The organism is Corallococcus sp. bb12-1 (assembly GCF_026626765.1).
Classification (GTDB): domain Bacteria; phylum Myxococcota; class Myxococcia; order Myxococcales; family Myxococcaceae; genus Corallococcus; species Corallococcus terminator.
Map to the genome: position 1 here is coordinate 245,791 of NZ_JAPNJZ010000003.1, position 19,747 is coordinate 265,537.

General features: G+C 70.1%; 20 protein-coding genes and 1 tRNA gene. 20 read left to right on the forward strand and 1 reads right to left on the reverse strand.

What is annotated here, in order from left to right; genetic code table 11:
* The first annotated feature begins 3 nt into the window (after nt 1-3).
* From OV208_RS08735 to OV208_RS08825, 19 genes are all read left to right on the forward strand, one after another.
* Nucleotides 4-1,359, forward strand: coding sequence for a sensor histidine kinase (locus OV208_RS08735; protein ID WP_267573364.1), 1,356 nt, complete (start codon nt 4-6; stop codon nt 1,357-1,359).
* Nucleotides 1,360-1,372: 13 nt separating this feature from the next.
* Complete coding sequence (locus tag OV208_RS08740; RefSeq protein ID WP_267573365.1) at nt 1,373-2,326, forward strand: metallophosphoesterase family protein; 954 nt, start codon at nt 1,373-1,375, stop codon at nt 2,324-2,326.
* Between the two features lie 189 nt (nt 2,327-2,515).
* Nucleotides 2,516-4,111, forward strand: a complete 1,596-nt coding sequence (locus OV208_RS08745) for a S1C family serine protease (protein WP_267573366.1) — start codon at nt 2,516-2,518, stop codon at nt 4,109-4,111.
* A gap of 104 nt (nt 4,112-4,215) precedes the next feature.
* Nucleotides 4,216-5,973, forward strand: a complete 1,758-nt coding sequence (locus OV208_RS08750) for a chloride channel protein (protein WP_267573367.1) — start codon at nt 4,216-4,218, stop codon at nt 5,971-5,973.
* Nucleotides 5,974-6,222 (forward strand): hypothetical protein, encoded by a 249-nt coding sequence (locus OV208_RS08755; RefSeq protein ID WP_267573368.1) that lies wholly within the window; start codon nt 5,974-5,976, stop codon nt 6,220-6,222.
* A 91-nt stretch (nt 6,223-6,313) separates the two neighbouring features.
* The gene (locus tag OV208_RS08760) at nt 6,314-7,177 is read left to right on the forward strand and encodes a sulfite exporter TauE/SafE family protein (RefSeq protein WP_267573369.1); all 864 of its coding nucleotides are present in this window, start codon (nt 6,314-6,316) and stop codon (nt 7,175-7,177) included.
* A complete protein-coding gene (locus OV208_RS08765) occupies nt 7,174-7,629 on the forward strand; it encodes a DUF1634 domain-containing protein (protein WP_267573370.1) in 456 nt (151 codons plus the stop codon). Before OV208_RS08760 ends, OV208_RS08765 begins: the two co-directional genes overlap by 4 nt.
* 61 nt (nt 7,630-7,690) lie before the next feature.
* Nucleotides 7,691-8,170, forward strand: a complete 480-nt coding sequence (locus OV208_RS08770) for a SixA phosphatase family protein (RefSeq protein ID WP_267573371.1) — start codon at nt 7,691-7,693, stop codon at nt 8,168-8,170.
* A gap of 101 nt (nt 8,171-8,271) precedes the next feature.
* Nucleotides 8,272-8,961, forward strand: coding sequence for a response regulator (locus tag OV208_RS08775; protein ID WP_267573372.1), 690 nt, complete (start codon nt 8,272-8,274; stop codon nt 8,959-8,961).
* Between the two features lie 112 nt (nt 8,962-9,073).
* Nucleotides 9,074-9,898, forward strand: coding sequence for a phosphate ABC transporter substrate-binding protein (locus tag OV208_RS08780; protein ID WP_267573373.1), 825 nt, complete (start codon nt 9,074-9,076; stop codon nt 9,896-9,898).
* A gap of 58 nt (nt 9,899-9,956) precedes the next feature.
* On the forward strand, nt 9,957-10,952 hold the full coding sequence (pstC, locus tag OV208_RS08785; protein ID WP_267573440.1) for a phosphate ABC transporter permease subunit PstC: 996 nt from the start codon (nt 9,957-9,959) through the stop codon (nt 10,950-10,952).
* A complete protein-coding gene (gene pstA, locus OV208_RS08790) occupies nt 10,949-11,860 on the forward strand; it encodes a phosphate ABC transporter permease PstA (protein ID WP_267573374.1) in 912 nt (303 codons plus the stop codon). Before pstC ends, pstA begins: the two co-directional genes overlap by 4 nt.
* Before the next feature lie 42 nt (nt 11,861-11,902).
* Entirely contained in the window at nt 11,903-12,646 is a 744-nt protein-coding gene (gene pstB / locus OV208_RS08795) for a phosphate ABC transporter ATP-binding protein PstB (protein ID WP_267573441.1), read from the forward strand.
* 32 nt (nt 12,647-12,678) lie between these two features.
* The gene (gene phoU, locus OV208_RS08800; RefSeq protein ID WP_120535119.1) at nt 12,679-13,365 is read left to right on the forward strand and encodes a phosphate signaling complex protein PhoU; all 687 of its coding nucleotides are present in this window, start codon (nt 12,679-12,681) and stop codon (nt 13,363-13,365) included.
* A 90-nt stretch (nt 13,366-13,455) separates the two neighbouring features.
* On the forward strand, nt 13,456-14,643 hold the full coding sequence (locus tag OV208_RS08805) for a glycosyltransferase (RefSeq protein WP_267573375.1): 1,188 nt from the start codon (nt 13,456-13,458) through the stop codon (nt 14,641-14,643).
* A gap of 79 nt (nt 14,644-14,722) precedes the next feature.
* Nucleotides 14,723-15,556: a metallophosphoesterase family protein gene (locus OV208_RS08810; RefSeq protein WP_267573442.1), complete on the forward strand. Its 834-nt coding sequence runs from the start codon at nt 14,723-14,725 to the stop codon at nt 15,554-15,556.
* Nucleotides 15,557-15,651: 95 nt separating this feature from the next.
* Nucleotides 15,652-16,035, forward strand: coding sequence for a response regulator (locus OV208_RS08815; protein ID WP_233595729.1), 384 nt, complete (start codon nt 15,652-15,654; stop codon nt 16,033-16,035).
* Nucleotides 16,036-16,117: 82 nt separating this feature from the next.
* Nucleotides 16,118-17,401, forward strand: a complete 1,284-nt coding sequence (locus OV208_RS08820; protein ID WP_267573443.1) for a hemolysin family protein — start codon at nt 16,118-16,120, stop codon at nt 17,399-17,401.
* 277 nt (nt 17,402-17,678) lie between these two features.
* On the forward strand, nt 17,679-18,776 hold the full coding sequence (locus OV208_RS08825) for a glycosyltransferase family 4 protein (protein ID WP_267573376.1): 1,098 nt from the start codon (nt 17,679-17,681) through the stop codon (nt 18,774-18,776).
* 57 nt (nt 18,777-18,833) lie between these two features.
* Here the strand turns inward: OV208_RS08825 and OV208_RS08830 are convergent.
* Nucleotides 18,834-18,907 (reverse strand) — tRNA-Arg (locus tag OV208_RS08830).
* Nucleotides 18,908-19,078: 171 nt separating this feature from the next.
* Between OV208_RS08830 and OV208_RS08835 the strand changes: the two genes are divergently transcribed.
* Complete coding sequence (locus OV208_RS08835) at nt 19,079-19,744, forward strand: hypothetical protein (protein WP_267573377.1); 666 nt, start codon at nt 19,079-19,081, stop codon at nt 19,742-19,744.
* The last annotated feature ends 3 nt before the right edge of the window (nt 19,745-19,747 follow it).

Sequence of the window (19,747 nt, forward strand, 5' to 3'; positions counted from 1 at the left end):
GCCATGCCCCTGCGCTCCACGCTCCTGGCCCTGCTGGTCCCCGCCCTGCTGGTGGCCACGCTGCTCGTGCTGTTCGGCCAACCCACCGGCGCGCTCGCCGCCGGCCTCGTCACCCTGGCGGGCTCCGCGCTGGCGCTGGGCACCAGCCGCGTGGCGATGGAACGCCAGCTGCGCGCCCTGACCCAGAAGACGCAGTCCCTGGCCGAAGGCGTGATGTTCCCCGCCGGCGTGGAGCGCACCGACGACCTGGCGCAGTTGGAAGACGCCATCGACACGCTGGATGACCGGCTGTCCACCCAGAACGCGGCGCTCAACCAGGAGGCGCGCACCCTCACCGCCGTGCTGGACGGCATGGCCGAGGGCCTCTGGGTGACGGACGCGGAGGGCACCGTGGTGCGCCACAACGACGCGCTCTCGGAGATGCTGCGGCCCGCGCAGGGCGCCATCGTAGGCCAGCGGCCGCTCGCGCTGATCCGCAACGAGGCCCTCAACGACGCGGTGGCCCGCGCATGCCAGGAGGGAGCTTCGACGCGGCTGGAGCTGACGCTCGAGGGCCTGTTCTCCCGCACGCTGGCCGTGCGCGTGACGCCCGTGGGCCGCGACCTGCCCGGCAGCGCCGCCGTCTTCCACGACGTCACCGAGCTGCGCCGACTGGAGAAGGTGCGCAAGGACTTCGTGGCCAACGTCTCCCACGAGCTGCGCACGCCCATCACCGCCATCCGAGGCTATGCCGAAACGCTCCAGAGCGGCGCGCTCAACGACGCCCAGGTCGCCCCCCGCATGGTGGAGATCATCCACCGCCAGTCCGAGCGGCTCTCCGAACTGGTGGAGGACCTGCTGGAGCTGTCCCGCCTGGAGGCTCGCGAGATGACCTTCCAGCGCACGGAGGTGCCGCTCGCGCTGGCCGTCTCCCGCGCCGCGGAAGGCGTGCGCCCCAAGGCCGAGGGCAAGAACCAGCACCTGGGCCTGCACATCCCGCCGGGGCTGGTGGCCCTGGGGGATGGGCGGGCCATCGAGCAGGTGCTCCTCAACCTGCTCGACAACGCGGTGAAGTACACGCCCGCCGGTGGACGGGTGGACGTGGACGGAGCGTATGAGGGCGGCCGGTGCGTGGTGCGGGTGCGCGACACAGGCGTGGGAATCGAGCCCAAGCATCTTTCCCGGATTTTCGAGCGATTCTACCGGGTGGACAAGGGTCGCAGCCGGGACATGGGGGGCACGGGGCTGGGCCTTTCCATCGTGAAGCACCTGATGGGTGCGATGGATGGCGAGGTGAAGGTGGAGAGCCAGCCGAACGCGGGCAGCACCTTCGTCATTTTTCTACCCTCGGCGGCTGGCCCGACGGCTGCGACGGGCTAGGATGGGGGCGGCCATGCGGGTCGCCATCCTCGCGGACATTCACGGAAACCTTCCGGCCTGCGAGGCCGTGCTGGACGACATCACCAAATCGGTGGCGCCGGATTACATCGTCGCGGCCGGAGACCTGGCCCTGCGCGGCGCCCATCCTCGCGAGACGGTGGAGCTGCTCTTCAGCCGCTGCAACGCGCTGATCATGGGCAACACGGACGCGTACCTCGCCGGCAACTACCTGGGCGGCGCGTACCGCGAACGGGACCACTGGAAGACGGAGCTGTTGCGCTGGACACGCGACCAGCTGGGCGACCAGTTGTTGCAGCAGTTGGGACAGATGCCCTTCTCGCTGCGCTACACGCCGCGCAAGGGGCAGGACCTCTTCATCTGCCACGCCAACCCGCGCAACCTGGAAGAGTCGCTGGACCCCACGCTGGACGACCACGCCGTGCGCCGCTTCTTCACGCACCTGGACGCGGCCGCGTGCGCCTTCGGCCACCTGCACTTCCCCTACCGTCGGCGCGTGGGCCGGATGCTCATCGCGGACGTGGCCAGCGCCGGCATCCCGCGCGACGGTGACCTGCGCCCCGCCTACGGCGTCTTCACCTTCACCCCCAAGGGCTGGCGCGTGCAGATCCGCCGCGTGCGCTACCCGGTGCGCAAGGCCACCCAGGCCCTCACCGCGCGCCGCGTGCCCGGCGGACCGCTGCTCATCCACAAGCTCGTGGAAGCGCGATACCGCCACCACAACGCCCTGATGGAGGCCGCGCGGCGGCACTCGGGGCTGCCTCCTCCGGGGCCCGTGCTGCGGCCGCCTCCCGGTGCCGCCGCCTCCTCGCGGCCCACGGTCGCCGCGCCCTTCGAGAACCACCCGCCGCCGGAAATCGACCCGTCCACGCTCCCCACGGACATGGATGGCACGGTGACGGGTGCGGCGCCGCTGCCGCTCGACGCGCTCGGCGACCTGGACGGGTGAGCGTTCCGCCCACCGGGTGCGTGCGCGTGGGGCGGTCCCGTCCGGGAATGGACAGGCCCGCCGTCGCTTCTGACGGACAGCGGGCTTTGTTCGGCTCGAATTCCGTCGTGCGCACCGCACGCACAGGTGCGCGCGGGCGCCGGGAGCCTTAGCAACAAAGAGGCGACGACACTCACAGAGGGAGGGGACATGGTCTGGTGGACGGTCGGACTGTCGGTGGTGGCGGTATCCCTGGCCACGGCGGGTGCGCAGCCGCCTCCCCCCACCGAACCGCCGCAGGCCCAGCCCCAGGCCAGCACGCCGGAACCCGCGCCCTTCTGCGAGGGCGAGTACGCGGACAGCTACAGCGCGCTGTCAGCCCAGGCCCGCGCCTTCGAGCAGTCGGTGAAGAAGAAGTACACGTACTGCGTGCGCAGCACCGCCGTGTACGAGTGCCTGTCCTACGGCGCGGAGGGCAACATGCGGCGCACGCGCACGTCGGTGTCCGCGCACGGCACCGCGTTCGCGTACCGGCAGCAGGCCGGGGAGACGCTGCTGCTCACCAACGAGCACGTGGTGGAGTGGCCGGACGTCACCAGCGACGCGCATCCCGTGGAGAACGTGGCCTCCGGCTGCAAGCGCGTGAAGGACGGCCTGAGCATCGTGGAGAACGAGGCGGACGCGTACGACCGCGATGACATCCCGCTGTCCAAGGCGGTGGTGGATCCGCAGCTGGACCTGGCCGTCATCAAGTCGAAGACCCCGCTGACGGTGCTGCCGTGGAAGGTGGGCCGGAGCGCGGGCGTGCGCGAGCGCGACGTGGTGGACGTGCGCGGCTTCCCCCTGGGCGTCTTCAACGCCACCAACATGGGCAAGGTCATCTCCGCCTACGACCGCGACGAGTACAAGGAGTGGTACCACGACGACTTCGTCATCGACGCGCTCCTGTCGCAGGGCAGCTCGGGGTCGCCCGTGCTCGCAATCTCCTGCAAGACGGGCGAGTTCGAGCTCGTCGGCGTCTACCACGCGGGCTACTCGCGCGGCAGCGCGCTCAACGTGGTGGTGGGCATCGACCAGGCGCGCGACCTGATGAACAACCTGCGCCGGACGCCCAAGCGCGCCGAGGCCAACACGCCGCTGGATGCGCTGGCCCGCGCGCGCATGACGAAGCGCGCGGAGGTGTCCGCCACGCCCTTCTTCCCCTTCGGCTCGCGCACCGCGGCGGTGTTCCCGCGCGCGGACGGCTCCCTGCTCTTCGCGTTGTACAGCCAGGACTTCCCGCGCCGCGTGCATCCGCTCGTCGTGCTGGAGGACCTGCCCGTGGCCTCGGTGGACGAGGGCTTCGGGCGCTCGGGCCGCGTCTGGTTCGGCGGAGAGCGCGGCCTGCTCGAGCGCAAGCGCGCGGAGCAGGATGCGGAGCTTCAACAGCAACTGGCCCGCCTGCTGGATGCGCTGCGCCGGGACGCGACGCTCGCGTTCTCCTACCAGGACTCCCTGCCTGCCTCGGACGAGTCGCGGCAGACGTTCGACACGTCGGCCCGCCTCAACAAGACGCTGGAGCGCACCATCGTCGCGCACCGCGACCTGAGTGACGCCGCCGCGGAGCTGGCGGACCGCTTCGCGCCGGACGTCACCGAGTCCGCGACCCGGACCGAATCCGTGCTGAAGAACCCGCCGGCGGGCATCCACCTGGGCCTCACCTCCGAACAGGCGGGCCCCGCCCCCGCAGCCTCGCCTTCCCCCCGGGAATCCGGAGCACGGCAGCCCGCGCGCCGCGCCTCGGGAGAGCCTCCGGCGCGCAAGTAACCCTCCCGTCCACCTGACGGCCGGACGGGCGAGGCCCTGGAGGCAGTGCATCGTTTCCAGGGAAGGCCCTTAGCGCGTCCCTGCATTGGACAAGTGTGGAGGCCATGCCTGAACCCGCAGCAGTCCACCCGGATTTGAGGACGGGGGCCCCGTCGCCCTGGCTGCGGCGGATCCTCCGGGGCCTGCTGGGACAGGAGCGGCGGTTCTGGGTCCTGGTGGTGGGCGTGGGCCTCATCTCCGGCCTGGGCGCGGTGGCGCTCCTCGCCGTGCTGCGCTTCACCCAGCACCTGTTCTGGCAGAGCAACACCGAGCACTTCCTCGCAGGCGCGCTCGCGTCCCCGGGCTGGCGCCGGTTCCTGGTGCCGGTGCTCGGCGGCGCGCTGGTGACGCTGGTGTCGCTCATCGTCGGGCAACCCCTGCGAGGCCACGGCACCGCGGGCATCATCGAATCCATCTGGGTGAAGTCCGGACGGCTGCCCTTCCCGCGCGCGCTGCTCCGGGGCTTCGTCTCCATCATCGCGGTGGCACTGGGGGCTCCCCTGGGCCGCGAAGGTGCCCTCCTGCAGACGGGCGCGGCCAGCGGTTCGGCGCTGTCCGGGTGGCTGCGGCTGGGGCCGGGACAGGCGCGCCTCCTGGTGGCGTGCGGCGCTTCGGCGGGCATCGCGTCCGCGTACAACGTGCCCATCGGCGCGGCGCTCTTCGGCCTGGAGGTGCTGCTGGGCAGCTTCGCGCTGGAGCTCTTCGGCCCCATCGTCGTGTCGTGCGTGGTGGCGACACTCGTGTCGCGCACGCTCATCGCGGATCATCCCAGCTACGTCATTCCCCACTACGCGCTCACCCACCCACGCGAGCTGCTGCTGGCCCTCATGCTGGGCGTGCTCGTGGGCGGGGCCTCCGCGCTCTACGTCCGGGGCATCAACTTCACCTCGGACCTGCTGGACCGCCTGCCCGCGTGGCTTACGCCCTTCATGCCGCTCGTCGCGATGACGCTGGTGGGCGCCACCGCGCTCGCGGGGCCGTACCTCATGGGCAACGGCTACGACTCCGTGAACATGGCCCTGCATGGGACGCTGCCGCTCACGCTGCTCTTGCTCCTGCCACTGGCGAAGCTGGCGGTGACGTCGCTGTGCGCGGGCGCGGGCGTGCCGGGCGGGCTCTTCACCCCGTCCCTCTTCTTCGGCGCGCTCTTGGGCGGCGCGTTCGGGATGCTGGTGGAGCGGGTGCTTCCGGGTGGGGCGCCCAGTGGCGCGTACGCGCTGCTCGGCATGGGCGCGGTGCTGGCCGGCACCACGCACGCGTCGGTGTCCGCCGTGTTGATGATCTTCGAGATGACGGGCGACTACGACCTCATCCTCCCGCTGATGCTCGCCGCCGTGGTGGCCGCCGTCGTCAGCCGCCGCCTGGAGCCGGAGTCGCTCTACACCTCCGTGCTCGTGAAGCGCGACGTGCACGTGCCCGCCTCCGTGCCGCACTGGCTGCGCGAGGAGGGCGTGCGCTCGATGCTCTCTCCGGTGACGCTGCGGGTGCCACCCTCCGCGCCCTTCGATGAGGTGGTGGTGCTGCTGCTGGAGCAGCCTCCGGGCGCGGACCTCTATGTCACCGACGCGGAGGGGCGCCTGCTGGGCGTCATCACCCTGGACGCCCTCAAGGGCCACCTGCCAGACCATTCCCTGCTCCAGGCCACCGTGGCCGCGGACGTGATGGACAGCGGCGTGCAACCCATCACCCCGGACCTGTCCCTGTCGGAGGTGGCCGCGCGCTTCGGTCGCACGTCGCTGGAGCAGTTGCCCGTGGTGGACGGAGACCGTCACCTGCTGGGTGCGCTCTCCAAGGGCGACCTGCTCAAGCGGGGGCGCTTCTAGATGGAGAACCGGACGCGCGCGTGGAGCATCGTCGCCATGAGCCTGCTGTGCCTCGTGCTGACCTACGTGCTGCTGCGCTCCCCGCCCCACCCCGGGCACCACGAAGAGCCCCCGCCCGAGGAAGCGCCGACCCGCGGCAATCCCTACCGGGGTTGGCCCCTGTTCCAGGGGTGGCCCGTGCCCCAGCCTCCCGACGCGAAGCCGGACGCGAAACCCGGGGCACCGCCGGAGCCACGGCCGGAGCGCTGACGACCCGCCCTCGCGCGCGGTGACACTTCAAGGCAGGCAACCAGCCAGCCTCCGAGTGAACCGGCTTGCATGCGGGGAGCCCGGGAGGAAGATGGCCACCGCCTTGGACGCCACTCCGTTCAACTTCGTCGCCATCGTGTTGCTGGTCTCCATGGGCGCGGGACTGCTGGGCTCGCTGCTGGGCCTGGGCGGAGGCCTCATCCTCATCCCCGTCCTCACGCTCGGGCTGAAGGTGGACATCCGCTACGCGGTGGGGGCCTCCATCGTGTCCGTCATCGCGACCTCCAGCGGCGCGGCGGCGGCCTATGTCCGCGACGGGCTGGCGAACCTGCGGGTGGCCATGTTCCTGGAGCTGGCCACCGTGGCGGGGGCCGTCACGGGCGCGATGCTCGCGGGCGTCGTGGACGGCCGCGCGCTGTACTTCCTCTTCGGCACGGTGATGGCGTACTCGGCGCTCGCGATGCTGCGCAAGCTGCGCGAGGACGGCTCGCCGCGCGAGGAGCCCGCGCCCGATGCGCTCGCGGACCGGCTGGCCCTGCATGGCAGCTATCACGACGCGTCCACCGGACAACTGGTGGCGTACCGCGTCCACCGTCCCCTCACCGGCCTGGGGCTCATGTACGTGGCGGGCACGGTGAGTGGCCTGTTGGGCATCGGCTCCGGCGCGCTGAAGGTGCCGGCCATGGACCTGGCGATGAGGCTGCCCATCAAGGTGTCCACCGCCACCAGCAACTTCATGATTGGCGTGACGGCGGCGGCCAGCGCGGGCATCTACTTCGCGCGCGGCGACATCGACCCGTTCATCGCCGGCCCCGTCTGCGTGGGCGTGACGGTGGGCGCCTTCGCCGGCTCGCGCTACCTCACGAAGCTCAAGAGCGGCTCGCTGCGCAGGCTCTTCGTCGTCGTCCTGCTGTGGGTGTCCTACGAGATGCTGGCCAAGGGAGTTCGCGGATGAGCCTGCAGGTTCCCGCCCCCCCCTCCGCCGAGGAGACCGCCGCCGCGGGCCATCCCGCGGTTCATCCGGAGGTGGTGCCACTCACGCCGGAGCTGCTCATCAGCAACCTGCTGCGCGGCGGGGTGCTCCTGAGCCTGTCGCTCGTCGTGTGCGGCATGGCCATCACCTTCTTCCGGCACCCGGACTACTTCTCCTCGCCGGACGCGCTCCAGCGCCTCCCCTCGCCGGACTCCGTGCCCCACCGGTTGCCGGACGTCTTCGAGGGCATCATGGCGGTGCGCGGACAGTCCTTCGTGATGGCGGGCCTGCTGGTGATGATCACCGTGCCCGTGCTGCGCGTGGCGCTGTCGCTGGGCATCTTCCGCGCGCAGAAGGACCGCACCTACGCCGCCATCACCACCGGTGTGCTCGCGCTGCTCCTGCTCGCGTTCTTCCTGGGCGGTGTGGAGTAGTCCACCTGTCCACCTGTTCGTCACACGCCCGGAGGCCGGCCCCGCGCTACAACCCGCGCCCATGGCCGACCACGACCTGCCCCTCCTGCTGGTGCGCCACGCCGTGGCCGAGGACTCCCACGTCCTGGGCGACGAGGCTCGCGCCCTCACCCCGAAGGGCCGCGACGCCTTCCGCCAGCACGCGCGCAAGCTGGCCCGCCGCACCCCGCTCATGGGCATCCTCACCAGTCCCCTGGTGCGCGCGGTGCAGACCGCGGAGCTGCTCGCGGAGGCCCTCTGCCTGTCGCACGTGGAGGTCCACCCCGCCCTCGTCCCCATGAAGGGCGCGGCCCGCCACATCCTGAAACTGGCGCGCGAGGTGGGTCCGGGCTGGGCGCTGGTGGGACACAACCCCTCCCTGGAGCGTGCCGCCGAGCTCGCGCTGGGAAAGTCCCTGCCGGACAAGCTGCGCAAAGGCTGCGCGGTCGCGCTGCGGCCCGAAGGGCGCGAATTCTCCCTGCAATGGATCGCGGCGCCGGGACGCTCACTGTGGCGCCCGTGAGCCATCTTGTAGGCCGTGGCATCCCCCCGTGACGGACGTGACGCAGTTGTTGCCGGCGCGTCACGTCCGCGCGAAGGGACGGGCGCACAGTACGCCGCGCCATGTCCCACGTTCTCATCGTCGACGACGAGCGCGACCTCGCCGAGCTCATCGACTTCAACCTGCGCGGCGCCGGCTTCTCCACGCGCCTGGCCTTCACCGGGGAGGCGGCGCTGGCGGCCGCTCGCGAGCAGTCCCCGGACGTGGTGCTGCTGGACCTGATGCTGCCGGACCTGTCCGGCATCGAGGTCTGCCGCCACCTGCGCGCCAACTCCCAGTTGCGTGACGTGCTCATCGTCATGCTCACCGCGAAGAGCGAGGAAGCGGACCGCATCCGCGGCTTCGAGGTCGGCGCGGACGACTATGTCGTCAAGCCCTTCTCCGTGCGCGAGCTGGTGCTGCGCCTCAAGGCCATCCTGCGCCGCTCCGCCACGCCCAAGGAGAGCGTCCCCCCGTTGTCCCTGGGGCCGCTGCGCCTGGACGTCACCGCGCACCGCTTCTACGTGGAGGGCCAGGAGACGTCCCTCACCGCGCTGGAGTTCCGCCTGATGGAGCACCTGATGGCCCGCCTGGGCCGCGTGCAGTCACGCGAGCAGTTGCTGGAGGAGGTCTGGGGACTGTCCAGCTCCCTGGAGACGCGCACCATCGACACGCACGTGATGCGCCTGCGCGACAAACTGGGCAATGCGCGTGCCCTGCTGGAGACGGTGCGCGGCGTCGGCTACCGCATCGTGGATCCGACCGCCGGGTAGCGGCCGTCACCCATTTGTCACCCAAGAGCCGTCAAGCGGACACATCCGCACCGTAGATCGTCACGCGTCGCCGACTGCTTACCCTCCAGTGGTCCTCCTGAGGAGACACCCCATGAAGAAGACCCTGCTCTCAAGCCTCGTCGCCTTCGGCCTGACCGTCCTCCCGCTCGCCGCCCAGGCGGGCACGGTGACGGTCAAGGGCTCGGACACGATGGTCATCCTCGTCCAGCGCTGGGCCGAGGCGTTCATGAAGAAGAACCCGTCCATGAAGATTCAAGTGACGGGCGGCGGCTCCGGCACGGGCCTGGCGGCCCTGCAGAACGGCACCACCGACATCGCCATGTCCAGCCGCGAGATGAAGAAGGCGGAGGAGGACAAGCTCAAGGCCACCGCCAAGGCGGAGCCCACTCAGCTCGCGGTGGCCCGGGACGGCGTCACCTTCTACGTCCACGAATCCAACAAGCTGGACGCGCTCACGGTGGAGCAGCTGCGGGACATCTACCTGGGCGACACCACGTCGTGGAAGGCCGTGGGCGGCGCGGACGCCCCCATCGTCCTGTACTCGCGTGAGAACTCCTCCGGAACCTACGTCTTCGTGAAGGATACCGTGCTCGCCGGTGAGGACTTCTCCTCCGCCGCGCAGACGCTCCCGGGCACGGCCGCCGTCGTCAACGCGGTGTCCAAGGAGAAGAACGGCATCGGCTACGGCGGCGCCGCGTTCGCCAAGGGCATCAAGGAGCTGAAGGTGAAGAAGGGCAACGAGGCCTTCGCCCCGTCCGCGGAGAACGTGAAGAGCGGCAAGTACCCGCTGTCGCGCGACCTGTACTTCTACCTGCGCAACAAGCCCGCCGGCGACGTGAAGGCGTTCATCGACTTCACGTTGTCCCCCGAAGGCCAGGCCATCGTCACCCAGGTCGGCTACTTCCCTGTGAAGTAGTGGCCGTCACACGATTGTCACCCGGCGCGAGGGCTCCATGTTCGATAGACAGGCCGTCATGCAGGAGCAGGACCTCTCGCCCCCGGTGGCGCTGCCCATGCTGTCGCCCGAGGCCCGACGGCGGCAGCTGAAGGAGAAGCTCATCGCCTGGGGCATCACGGCGGTGGCCTTCTCCGGTATCGCCGCGCTGGTGCTCATCCTCGTCTTCGTGGCGAAGGAGGCCCTGACGCTCGTCACCGACACGGCGGCGCGCGAGGAGGCGAGCTTCTCCAAGATGTTCCTGCCGCAGTGGGTGCGGAAGGGAAAACCACTGGCCTACGTGTGGCAGCCTGTGTCCAACGTGCCCAAGGTCAGCATGATTCCGCTGTTCATCGGCACGCTGAAGACGACGGCCGTGTCCATGCTGGTGGCCGTGCCGCTGGGCATCTTCGGCGCGCTGTTCGCCGCGGAGTTCGCGCCCCGCCGCCTGCGTGAAGTCCTCAAGCCCACCATCGAACTGCTCGCCGGCATCCCGTCCGTGGTGCTGGGCTTCTTCGCCCTGATGGTCATGGCCTCCTTCCTCCAGGAGACGTTCGGCTTCACGTCCCGGCTCAACGCGGTGGTGGCGGGCCTGGGCCTGGCGCTGGCCATCGTCCCGGTCATCTTCACGGTGACGGAGGACGCGCTCACCGCCGTGCCGCGCAGCTACCGCGAAGCTTCCCTGGCCCTGGGCGCCACGCCCTGGGAGACGGCCTGGAAGGTCGTGCTCCCGGCGGCGGCGCCCGGCATCCTCGCCGCGTGCGTGCTGGGCTTCGGGCGCGCCATCGGTGAGACGATGATCGTCCTGATGGCCTCCGGCAACGCGGCGATTACGTCCGCGAACCTGGGCGACTCCGTGCGCTCGCTGTCGGCCACCATCGCCGCGGAGATGGGCGAGGTGGTGGTGGGCAGTCCCCACTACGCGCTGCTGTTCTTCATCGGCGTGGAGCTGTTCCTCTTCACCTTCGTGCTGAACATGCTGGCCGGCATCTGGACGAAGAAGGTCATCCAGCGGCTCAAGGGAGGTGCCGGGTGAAGCACGCCACGCGCCGTGTGGTAGGGCTTTCGCTCGTGTCGCTCACGGGGCTGGCCGCGTTCGTCATCGTGGCGATGCTCGCCCTCATCCTGCTGGACGTGGTGCAGGGCGGCGCGAGCCACATCTCCTGGAAGTTCCTCACCGAGTCTCCCACCGACGGGATGATGGGCGGCGGCATCTTCCCCGCCCTCTTCGGCACCGCGGCGCTCACGCTCCTGATGACGGTGGCGGTGATGCCGGTGGGCGTGCTGACGGCGGTGTACCTGCACGAGTACGCGCCGCCGGACGGCAAGCTGGCCCGCCTGGTGCGCGTGGCGGTGGCGAACCTGGCGGGCGTGCCCTCCATCGTGTTCGGCCTCTTCGGCCTGGGCTTCTTCATCCTCTTCGTGGGCAGGGGCCTGGACCGCGCCCTGGGCTATGAGGAGCTGCACTGGGCGCAGCCGGGCATCCTCTGGGCGTCGCTCACGCTGGCGGTGCTCACCCTGCCCGTCGTCATCGTGTCCACGGAAGAGGCGCTGCGCGCCGTGCCGCTGGACCACCGCACCGCGAGCCTCGCGCTGGGCGCCACCCAGTCGCAGACGCTGGCGCGGGTGGTGCTGCCGGGCGCGCTGCCGGGCATCCTCACCGGCGCGGTGCTGGCCATCTCCCGGGGCGCGGGCGAAGTGGCCCCCATCCTCTTCACCGGCGCGGCCTACTTCCTGCCCGACCTTCCCTCCAGCCTGAACTCGCAGTTCATGCACCTGGGCTACCATACGTACGTGCTGGCCACGCAGTCGCCGGACGTGGAGGCCACCCGTCCCCTCCTCTACGCCACGGTGATGGTGCTGCTCCTGCTCACCTTCGCCCTGAACCTCGTCGCGGTCCTCATCCGCGCGCGCACGCGCCGCAAGGCCGCGAGCGGGCACTGACACACACCCATGCCCCCTACCCCCGCCACCCCGCGCAACAAGATGGAGTCCCGGGAGCTCACCCTGCGCTACGGCAGCAAGGTGGCCATCAAGCAGGTCAGCCTGGCCATCCCCGAGCACAAGGTCACGGCGCTCATCGGCCCGTCCGGTTGCGGCAAGTCCACCTTCCTGCGCTCGCTCAACCGGATGAACGACCTGATTTCGGGCGCCAACCACGAAGGCAGCGTGTTCCTGGACGGCCGCAGCATCCATGACCGCGCGCTGGACGTGGTGGACCTGCGCCGCCGCGTGGGCATGGTCTTCCAGAAGTCCAACCCGTTCCCCAAGTCCATCTTCGAGAACGTCGCCTACGGCCTGCGCGTGGGCGGCCTCAAGGACAAGGTGAAGCTGGCCGCGCGCGTGGAGAAGTCCCTGCGAGGCGCCGCGCTGTGGGACGAGGTGAAGGACCGGCTGGAGGAGAGCGCCCTGGGCCTGTCCGGCGGCCAGCAGCAGCGCCTGTGCATCGCGCGCGCGCTCGCGGTGGAGCCGGAGGTGCTGTTGATGGACGAGCCCGCGTCGGCCCTGGACCCCATCGCCACGGCCAAGATTGAAGAGCTCATCCACGAGCTCAAGGCCACGTACACCATCGCCATCGTCACCCACAACATGCAGCAGGCCGCGCGGGTGAGTGACCGGACCGCTTTCTTCTACATGGGCGAATTGGTGGAGTGCGGCCCCACGGAGCAGATCTTCACCAACCCCCACGAGAAGCGCACCGAGGACTACGTCACCGGGAAGTTCGGCTGAAAAGCGCGCGCGACGGAGAGCAACGAAACGACATGGCGGCCACGCATACCGACAAGGCATTCGAGCAGGACCTGCGCAACCTGCGCGAGAAGCTGCTCGCCATGGGGGCCAAGGTGGAGGCCCTCGTCGCGCAGAGCGTCCGCGCCCTCACCGACCGGGACTCGGCCCTGGCGGAGAAGGTGGTGGGCGCCGACCGCGAGGTGAACCGGCTGGAGGTCGACATCGACGACCTGTGCCGCCGCATCCTCGCCCTGCGCCAGCCGGCCGCCAGCGACCTGCGCCTCATCACCACCGCGCTCAAGATTGTCACCGACCTGGAGCGCATCGGCGACCTGGCGGTGAACATCGCCGAGCGCGCCATGGACCTGAATCAGGTGCCCCCGCTGGCGCCCTACGTGGACACGCCGAAGCTGGCGGACCTGGCGCAGCAGCAGGTGAAGAAGGCCCTGGATGCGTTCGTGTCCGGCGACGCGGCCAAGGCGGAGGAGGTCCTCAAGGGCGACGACCTGCTGGATGCCCTCTTCCTGAAGATCTTCAACGAGCTCCTCGCGTACATGATGGAGGACTCGCGCAACATCCGCCGCGCCACGGCGTTGATGTTCATCGCCAAGCACCTGGAGCGCGTGGGCGACCACGCGCTCAACGTGGCGGAGATGGTCATCTACATGGTGCGCGGCAAGGACGTGCGCCACCCGAAGAGCCGCGAGTTGCCCGAGTAGTTCGCGGTTCACGGCGGCGTCACGGCGAGTTGGCCGTCCCGCCGTCCCGCCGCCCCGGGCCCGCCTTGTGGGCTGCGTAGGGTGGCGGACATGCTCATCGCCTCCAGCATCCTCCTGGCAGCGTCCGTCGTGGGCCTCCTGGCCCTGGTCCTCCAGGCGCTGTTCGTGCGCCGCCACCGCCGCGAGCCTCCGGCGGTTCCCACCCACACGCCGGGCCTGTCCATCCTCAAGCCGCTGTGTGGCGTGGACGACGACCTGGAGGCGAACCTGGAGCAGTTCGCGCGGCTGCCCTACCCCCACTACGAAGTCCTGCTGGGCGTGAAGGACGTGCGCGACCCGGCCTGGGCGGTGGCGAAGGCGGCCCAGGCGAAGTGGCCCCACGTGATGAAGGCGGTGCTCCAGGAGGGCGAGCCCGGCCTCAACCCGAAGGTGAACCAGTTGGTGACGCTGTCGGCGGAGGCGAAGCACGACCTCTGGGTGGTGAGCGACAGCAACACCCGCGTGGGCGCAGGCTACCTGGAGGAGATCGCCGCCGCGTTCGAGGACCCCTCCGTGGGCTGCGTGACGCACCCGGTGGCGGGCCTGGGGGAGCAGACCTTCGGTTCGCTCCTGGACAACCTGCACCTGTCCTCCAGCGCGGCGGCGGGGATGATCGCCGCGAAGCACCTGGCGGACCGGGACATCGTGGTGGGCAAGTCCATGGCGCTGCGCCGCGAGGACGTGGAGTCGCTGGGCGGCTTCTTCTCCGTGAAGGACGTGCTGGCGGAGGACTACGTCATCGGCCAGTGGGTGACGCGCAAGTTGGGCAAGCGCGTGGTGCTGGCGCGCTCCCCTGTCTTCAACGTGTCGCTGCGCAAGAGCGTGGACGCGTTCTTCCAGCGCTACCTGCGCTGGAGCGTCATCCACCGCACAGCGGTATCGCCCACGACGTACGCGGCGCAGGCGCTGCTCAACCCGGTGCCGCTCGCGGTGCTGGGCGCGCTCTTGCATCCGTCCGCGCTGACGGGCCTGGCGGCGCTGGCGGTGGTGCTGGGCAAGGTCTGGGTGGACGTGGCGGTGTTCCGCGCGCTGAGGCCGCAGCCGGTGGGATGGCGCGCGGCGCCAGCGGTGCTGGTGAAGGACGCGCTCTTGTTCGCCGCGTGGTGGCACGGTGCGTTCAGGCGCACGGTGGACTGGCGCGGCACGCGGTTGCGCGTGGTGTCAGGCACGCGCCTGGTGCCGTTGCGTGCTCGGACGCGGACGGCCGAGGCGTGGATCACCAGCAACGGGGTGGGTTGAACGCTCGGGTCCCAACTTTTCACGAACCTTCGTGCAGCAACCCTCGCCGCGCCTGCAACCGATGCCTATTTCCTTGAACATGCCCTCCTTGAAGCTGGCCCACCTCTCGGATCTCCATCTGGACATGAGCCGCGAGAGCGATGCGTCGGCGGCCTCATTGGTGAAAGCACTGGCGACCCAGGACGTGGATCACGTGGTCGTGACGGGCGACCTCACGCACCGCGGCTCCAACGCCGAGTTCCAGCGCTTCCGCGAACACTTCGCCCCGTGGATGGACACCGGGCGCCTCACCTTCATCCCCGGCAACCACGACCGTCCAGGAGAGGACGTGGGCAGCCGCTTCATGGAGGGTCGCAAGGTCCACACCGTGGAGAAGGCGGGCCTCTTCATGGTCTGCGTGGATTCCACCGGTGACCACAATCGGAACTATTTCTCCAGCCATGGGGAGCTGACGCAGGACGTGGTGGAGCAGGTGGAGAACGCCCTGTCCGCCGCGCCGCGGCGGTCGCTGGTCGCGGTGCTGCTGCACCACCACGTGTTGCCGCTGCCGCTGGAGAGCTTCCCGGAGTGGATCGCGACGAAGGTGGGCCTGCCGCACGCCTCCGAACTGGCGCTGGGCAAGAAGCTGCTGGAGCGCGTGAGCGGCAAGTGCGACCTGGTGCTGCACGGCCACCGGCACATCCCGCATGCGATGGACCTGGGCACTCCCGGGGAGCGCCCGCTGCGCATGTTCAATTCGGGCAGCAGCACGGACCTGGGCCGCTTCCGCGTCTTCAGCCACATGGCCGGTCGGCTGGTGGACGAACCGACGTGGTGCCAGGCGTCGGAGCCGGCGAAGCCGCGCACGGCGGTCCACAACGTGAGGCCCGCGCTCCAGTACCTCGTGGGCCAGCTGGGCATGGCGCTGTTCTAGGGCCTGGCTGGCTGCCTGCTGGAGCGGGAGTCGGGACGCAAGTGTCGCGAATGCCAGTGGGCCCCCAGAAGGTTGTCCTCAGGTCAGGAGGATGCTTGGGGCGACTCGCTGTGAATGACGGAGCTCGGAAGGTCCTGGTCGTGGATGACGACGCGGACTGGCGGGAGTTTCTCCGGGTGAGCCTGGAGGACCTCGGCTATGAGACCACCGAGGCAGCGGATGGCCAGGAGGCGCTGGACTCCCTCAAGCGGGGAGAGCGCTTCGGCGTCATGCTGCTGGACTTGAACATGCCGGGCATGAGCGGCCTGGAGGTCGTGGAGAAGCTGCCACGGGTGTCGACGAACCCGCGCATCGTCTTCCTGACCTCGGCGGCGGCCCAGGATGTGGGCAGCGCACTCATGTCGGGTCCCCACTACTACCTGCCCAAGGGTGCGAGCCGCGATCAATTGTCGCTGCTCCTCCAATCATTGGGGGTGTAGGACAGGGAGGCGTCATCCGCCGCGGCCCCGGGTGGATCCAGCCAGGAGGCCTGCCATCGTCACGGAGCTCATCATCATCCTGCTGTTGGTCCTCGCGAACGGGGTCTTCGCGGGCGCCGAGCTGGGCCTCTTGTCCGTGCGCAAGACGCGGCTGAAGGAGCTGCTGGAGCAGGGCAGCAAGTCCGCGAAGGCGGTGTCGGCGCTCCGGGATGATCCGGAGCGGCTGCTCGCCACGGTGCAGATTGGCATCACGGTGATTGGCTCCACGGCGGCGGCCTTCGGCGGCGCGAGCATCGCGCTGCGGCTGGGCGGCGTGCTGGAGGGCATGGGCGTGCCGTCGGTGACGGCGCACCAGGTGTCCTTCGCGCTGGTGGTCGCGCTGGTGTCGTACCTGTCGCTGGTGCTGGGCGAGCTGGTGCCCAAGTCCCTGGCGCTGCGCTACTCCGAGCAGTACGCGCTGACGCTGGGCCGGCCGCTCAAGGCGCTCTCATGGGTGATGCGGCCGCTGGTGTGGTTCCTCACGGCCAGCTCCAACGTGGTGCTCAAGCTCTTCGGGGACAGGACGAACTTCACCGAGTCCCGCCTGTCTCCGGACGAGCTGCAGCAGTTGGTGGAGGAGGCGTCGAAGCAGGGCACGTTGGATCCGCGCGCGGGGGAGATTGCTTCGCGGGCCTTCGAGCTGGGCGACCTCACCCTGGGCGAGGTGATGGTGACGCGCGAGCACGTGGTCGCGCTGCGCCGGCACGCGAGCGCGGATGAGATCCGTCAGGTGCTGCTGGAGCACGGGCATTCGCGGATGCCGGTGTACGAGGGCACGTTGGACAACGTGGTCGGCTACATCGTGGCCAAGGACCTGCTGGGGGTGGCCTGGGAAGGGCACCTCATCGTGCTGGAGGACGTGCTGCGCCCTCCCCTGTTCCTCGTGGAGTCCATGCGGGCCATCGCGGCGATGAAGGAGATGCAGCGCCGGAGGATGCAGCTCGCGGTGGTGGTGGACGAGCACGGCGGCGTGGTGGGGTTGGTGACGGTGGAGGATCTGGTGGAGGAGCTCGTCGGGGAGATCCTCAGCGAGTCGGAGATTCCCGAGGAGCGCGTGCGCCGCGAGAGCCCCACGCTGGCAGTGGTGCAGGGCGAGGCGAGCCTGCGCGAGGTGAACCGAGTGCTGGGCCTGGCGCTGGAGGAGAGCGAGGACTACTCCACCGTCGCGGGCCTGTGCATCGCGCTGGCGGGAGGCGCGATTCCGGAGCCGGGCGCGAAGCTGTCCATGACGGATGGCACCGTGCTGGAGGTGATGGAGGCGTCGCCGCGCCGGGTGCGCCAAGTGCGCTTCCATCTGCCGGAGACTCCGGTGCAGCCGGAGGCCTGAGCGGCGGACGCTTTCGAACCTGCGGCCTTTGGCTCCGGAGGCCAACGCCCCCTTCGCATCGGGTCCTGCGGGCTACCGTCAACCCCTCCCCCGGGGCCGTGTGCTCCGTGCACCAGGCGCCATGAGCGTGGCTCGCGCGTGAGAATCCGGACGCGCGAAGGGGTGCCCCGCTGGCGATTGCGCATCCGGTCTCCCTAGACAGTGGGCGCCCTGCGCCCTTTCGCGTGCGGCGTCCACGGGCGAATCAGCGCCCTGCTCCGGAAGGAGGGCGAACCAGATGACCGCACCGGTCCCCCGCATCGCGTTCGCCATCGAGACGACGCTCGGCAATTCGGTCTTCCTCCAGAACCTCCAGCGCGCGATGGCGCGGCGCAATGACATCACGCCCGTGTGGCTGCCCATCGACGAGCATGTGGACGACGTGTGGGAGCAGCTCCCGCTGGTCCGCTCCCGCCTGTCCGTGAGGGGCGGCCTGCGGACGCGTTCCGCGTTGCAGCAGGCCCTCGCGCAGGAGCCCGTCGACGCGTCGGTCGTGCACACGCAGCGCATGGCACACCTGGCCCACGACTTCATGCGCCGCGTGCCGAGCGTGATTTCGACGGACGCCACGCCCAGCGGACTGGAGGACTACCTGCGCTACTACGGGATGCGCTCCCAGCACGCCGGCTGGCTGGGCCGGGCGAAGAACCTGCTGCACCGCCGCACGTACGCCCTCGCGAAGGGCATGTTGTCCTTCTCCGAGTTCACCAAGCGCTCCCTGGTGACGGAGTACGGCGTGCCCGACGCGCGCGTCCACGTCGTGTGGCCCAGCGTCGACACCACCCTGTGGCGCCCGGATCCGGAGCAGCGGCCGCGCGACGGCGTGGTGCGCCTGCTCTTCGTGGGCGGGGACCTGGGCCGCAAGGGCGGCGAGTTCCTGCTGCGGTGGGCCCGGGAGACGCGCCAGCGGGACTGGCAGCTCGACATGGTGACGTCCGCCCCCTTCGAAGCGCCGCCCGGGGTCCGCGTCCATGTGGGCGTCCAGCCCAACGCACCGGAGCTGATCCGCCTCGCTCAGGCCGCGGACCTCTTCGTGCTGCCGACGCTGGCGGACATGTCCTCCTGGGCCATCGCCGAGGCGAAGTCCGCGGGCCTCGCGGTGGTGACCACGCCCGCCGGCGGCGTGGGCGAGTTGGTGCGCGATGGCGTGGATGGGCGCATCGTGCCGGTGGGCGACTACGAAGCGCTCGCGAACGCCCTGGACACGCTGGTGGCGGACCCGGACGCGTTGCAGGCCATGGGGCGCGAGTCCCGCCGGATGGCCGAGGAGCACCTGGACCTGGACGCCACCTGCTCCCGGATGCTCGCCTTCATCCGGCACGTGACGGGCGTTTGAACGGAAAAAGGCCCGGAATCAGTGGGTTTCCCCAATGATTCCGGGCCTTTGTTTCTGCGCGCGATGCAGGATTCGAACCTGCGGCCTTTGGCTCCGGAGGCCAACGCTCTATCCAGCTGAGCTAATCGCGCAGGACTGACTTCCGGTGTGGGAGGAGTAACCGAAGTCCCAGAACGACGCAAGCACGCAATCCGGGGCCCGGGGGGCCGTCGCGGGACGCGGGGCGGCGCTGCGCACTCCTTCACAGATGGGCCCTCCGACAGACGGCGTCCCGGGGGGGTGATGCACTAAACCTGCGCCCCATGAACCGCGCTCCCCTGCTGTCCGCCTGCCTCCTGGTCACCTGCCTGGCCTGCACCGAATCCCCCCGTGCCCCCGCCAGTCCGTCCCTGCCAGCCCCGACGCCCACCGACACCGCGCGGCCCACACCGTCCCCCCCCGCGCCCGCCACGCAAGAGCCCGACGCCGGGGCCCTGGCCGATGCGGGGACGACGGCGACCGCGACGTGTTCCGCGCGCGAGCTGAGCCCCGTGCCGAAACCGACCGCGAAGCCCCTGCCCGCGCCAGCGGCGTCCATGCGCGAGCGCATCATCGCGGCGGCGGTGGCCTGCGACTACGCGGCGCTCCAGACGCTGGGCGACGAGAAGGGCAAGGCCGTGCGCTTCTCCTATGACCCCGACCAGGACATGGCCACCACCTGGCGCATCCAGGAGGAGTGGGCGGAGGCCCCGCAGCCGGTGCTGTCGCGGCTGGTCCAGGTCCTCAACCTGCCCTTCTACCAGGAGGGCAATCTCCTCTACTGGCCCACCGCGTTCCGCGAGGGCGCCACCGACGCGGACTGGCGCGCGCTCAAGGGCCTCTACCCCGACGACCAGCTCAAGGCGATGCGCAAGGACAAGAGCTACCTGGGCCTGCGCGTCGGCATCACCGTGGACGGGGACTGGCAGCTCGCCGTCGCCGGGGACTGAAGG

Bases quoted from the DNA above. Each gene is read 5' to 3' on its own strand.
- OV208_RS08735 (WP_267573364.1), top strand. From the start codon at position 4: ATGCCCCTGCGCTCCACGCTCCTGGCCCTGCTGGTCCCCGCCCTGCTG.
- OV208_RS08740 (WP_267573365.1), top strand. From the start codon at position 1,373: ATGCGGGTCGCCATCCTCGCGGACATTCACGGAAACCTTCCGGCCTGC.
- OV208_RS08745 (WP_267573366.1), top strand. From the start codon at position 2,516: ATGGTCTGGTGGACGGTCGGACTGTCGGTGGTGGCGGTATCCCTGGCC.
- OV208_RS08750 (WP_267573367.1), top strand. From the start codon at position 4,216: ATGCCTGAACCCGCAGCAGTCCACCCGGATTTGAGGACGGGGGCCCCG.
- OV208_RS08755 (WP_267573368.1), top strand. From the start codon at position 5,974: ATGGAGAACCGGACGCGCGCGTGGAGCATCGTCGCCATGAGCCTGCTG.
- OV208_RS08760 (WP_267573369.1), top strand. From the start codon at position 6,314: ATGGCCACCGCCTTGGACGCCACTCCGTTCAACTTCGTCGCCATCGTG.
- OV208_RS08765 (WP_267573370.1), top strand. From the start codon at position 7,174: ATGAGCCTGCAGGTTCCCGCCCCCCCCTCCGCCGAGGAGACCGCCGCC.
- OV208_RS08770 (WP_267573371.1), top strand. From the start codon at position 7,691: ATGGCCGACCACGACCTGCCCCTCCTGCTGGTGCGCCACGCCGTGGCC.
- OV208_RS08775 (WP_267573372.1), top strand. From the start codon at position 8,272: ATGTCCCACGTTCTCATCGTCGACGACGAGCGCGACCTCGCCGAGCTC.
- OV208_RS08780 (WP_267573373.1), top strand. From the start codon at position 9,074: ATGAAGAAGACCCTGCTCTCAAGCCTCGTCGCCTTCGGCCTGACCGTC.
- pstC (WP_267573440.1), top strand. From the start codon at position 9,957: ATGCAGGAGCAGGACCTCTCGCCCCCGGTGGCGCTGCCCATGCTGTCG.
- pstB (WP_267573441.1), top strand. From the start codon at position 11,903: ATGGAGTCCCGGGAGCTCACCCTGCGCTACGGCAGCAAGGTGGCCATC.
- phoU (WP_120535119.1), top strand. From the start codon at position 12,679: ATGGCGGCCACGCATACCGACAAGGCATTCGAGCAGGACCTGCGCAAC.
- OV208_RS08805 (WP_267573375.1), top strand. From the start codon at position 13,456: ATGCTCATCGCCTCCAGCATCCTCCTGGCAGCGTCCGTCGTGGGCCTC.
- OV208_RS08810 (WP_267573442.1), top strand. From the start codon at position 14,723: ATGCCCTCCTTGAAGCTGGCCCACCTCTCGGATCTCCATCTGGACATG.
- OV208_RS08825 (WP_267573376.1), top strand. From the start codon at position 17,679: ATGACCGCACCGGTCCCCCGCATCGCGTTCGCCATCGAGACGACGCTC.
- OV208_RS08835 (WP_267573377.1), top strand. From the start codon at position 19,079: ATGAACCGCGCTCCCCTGCTGTCCGCCTGCCTCCTGGTCACCTGCCTG.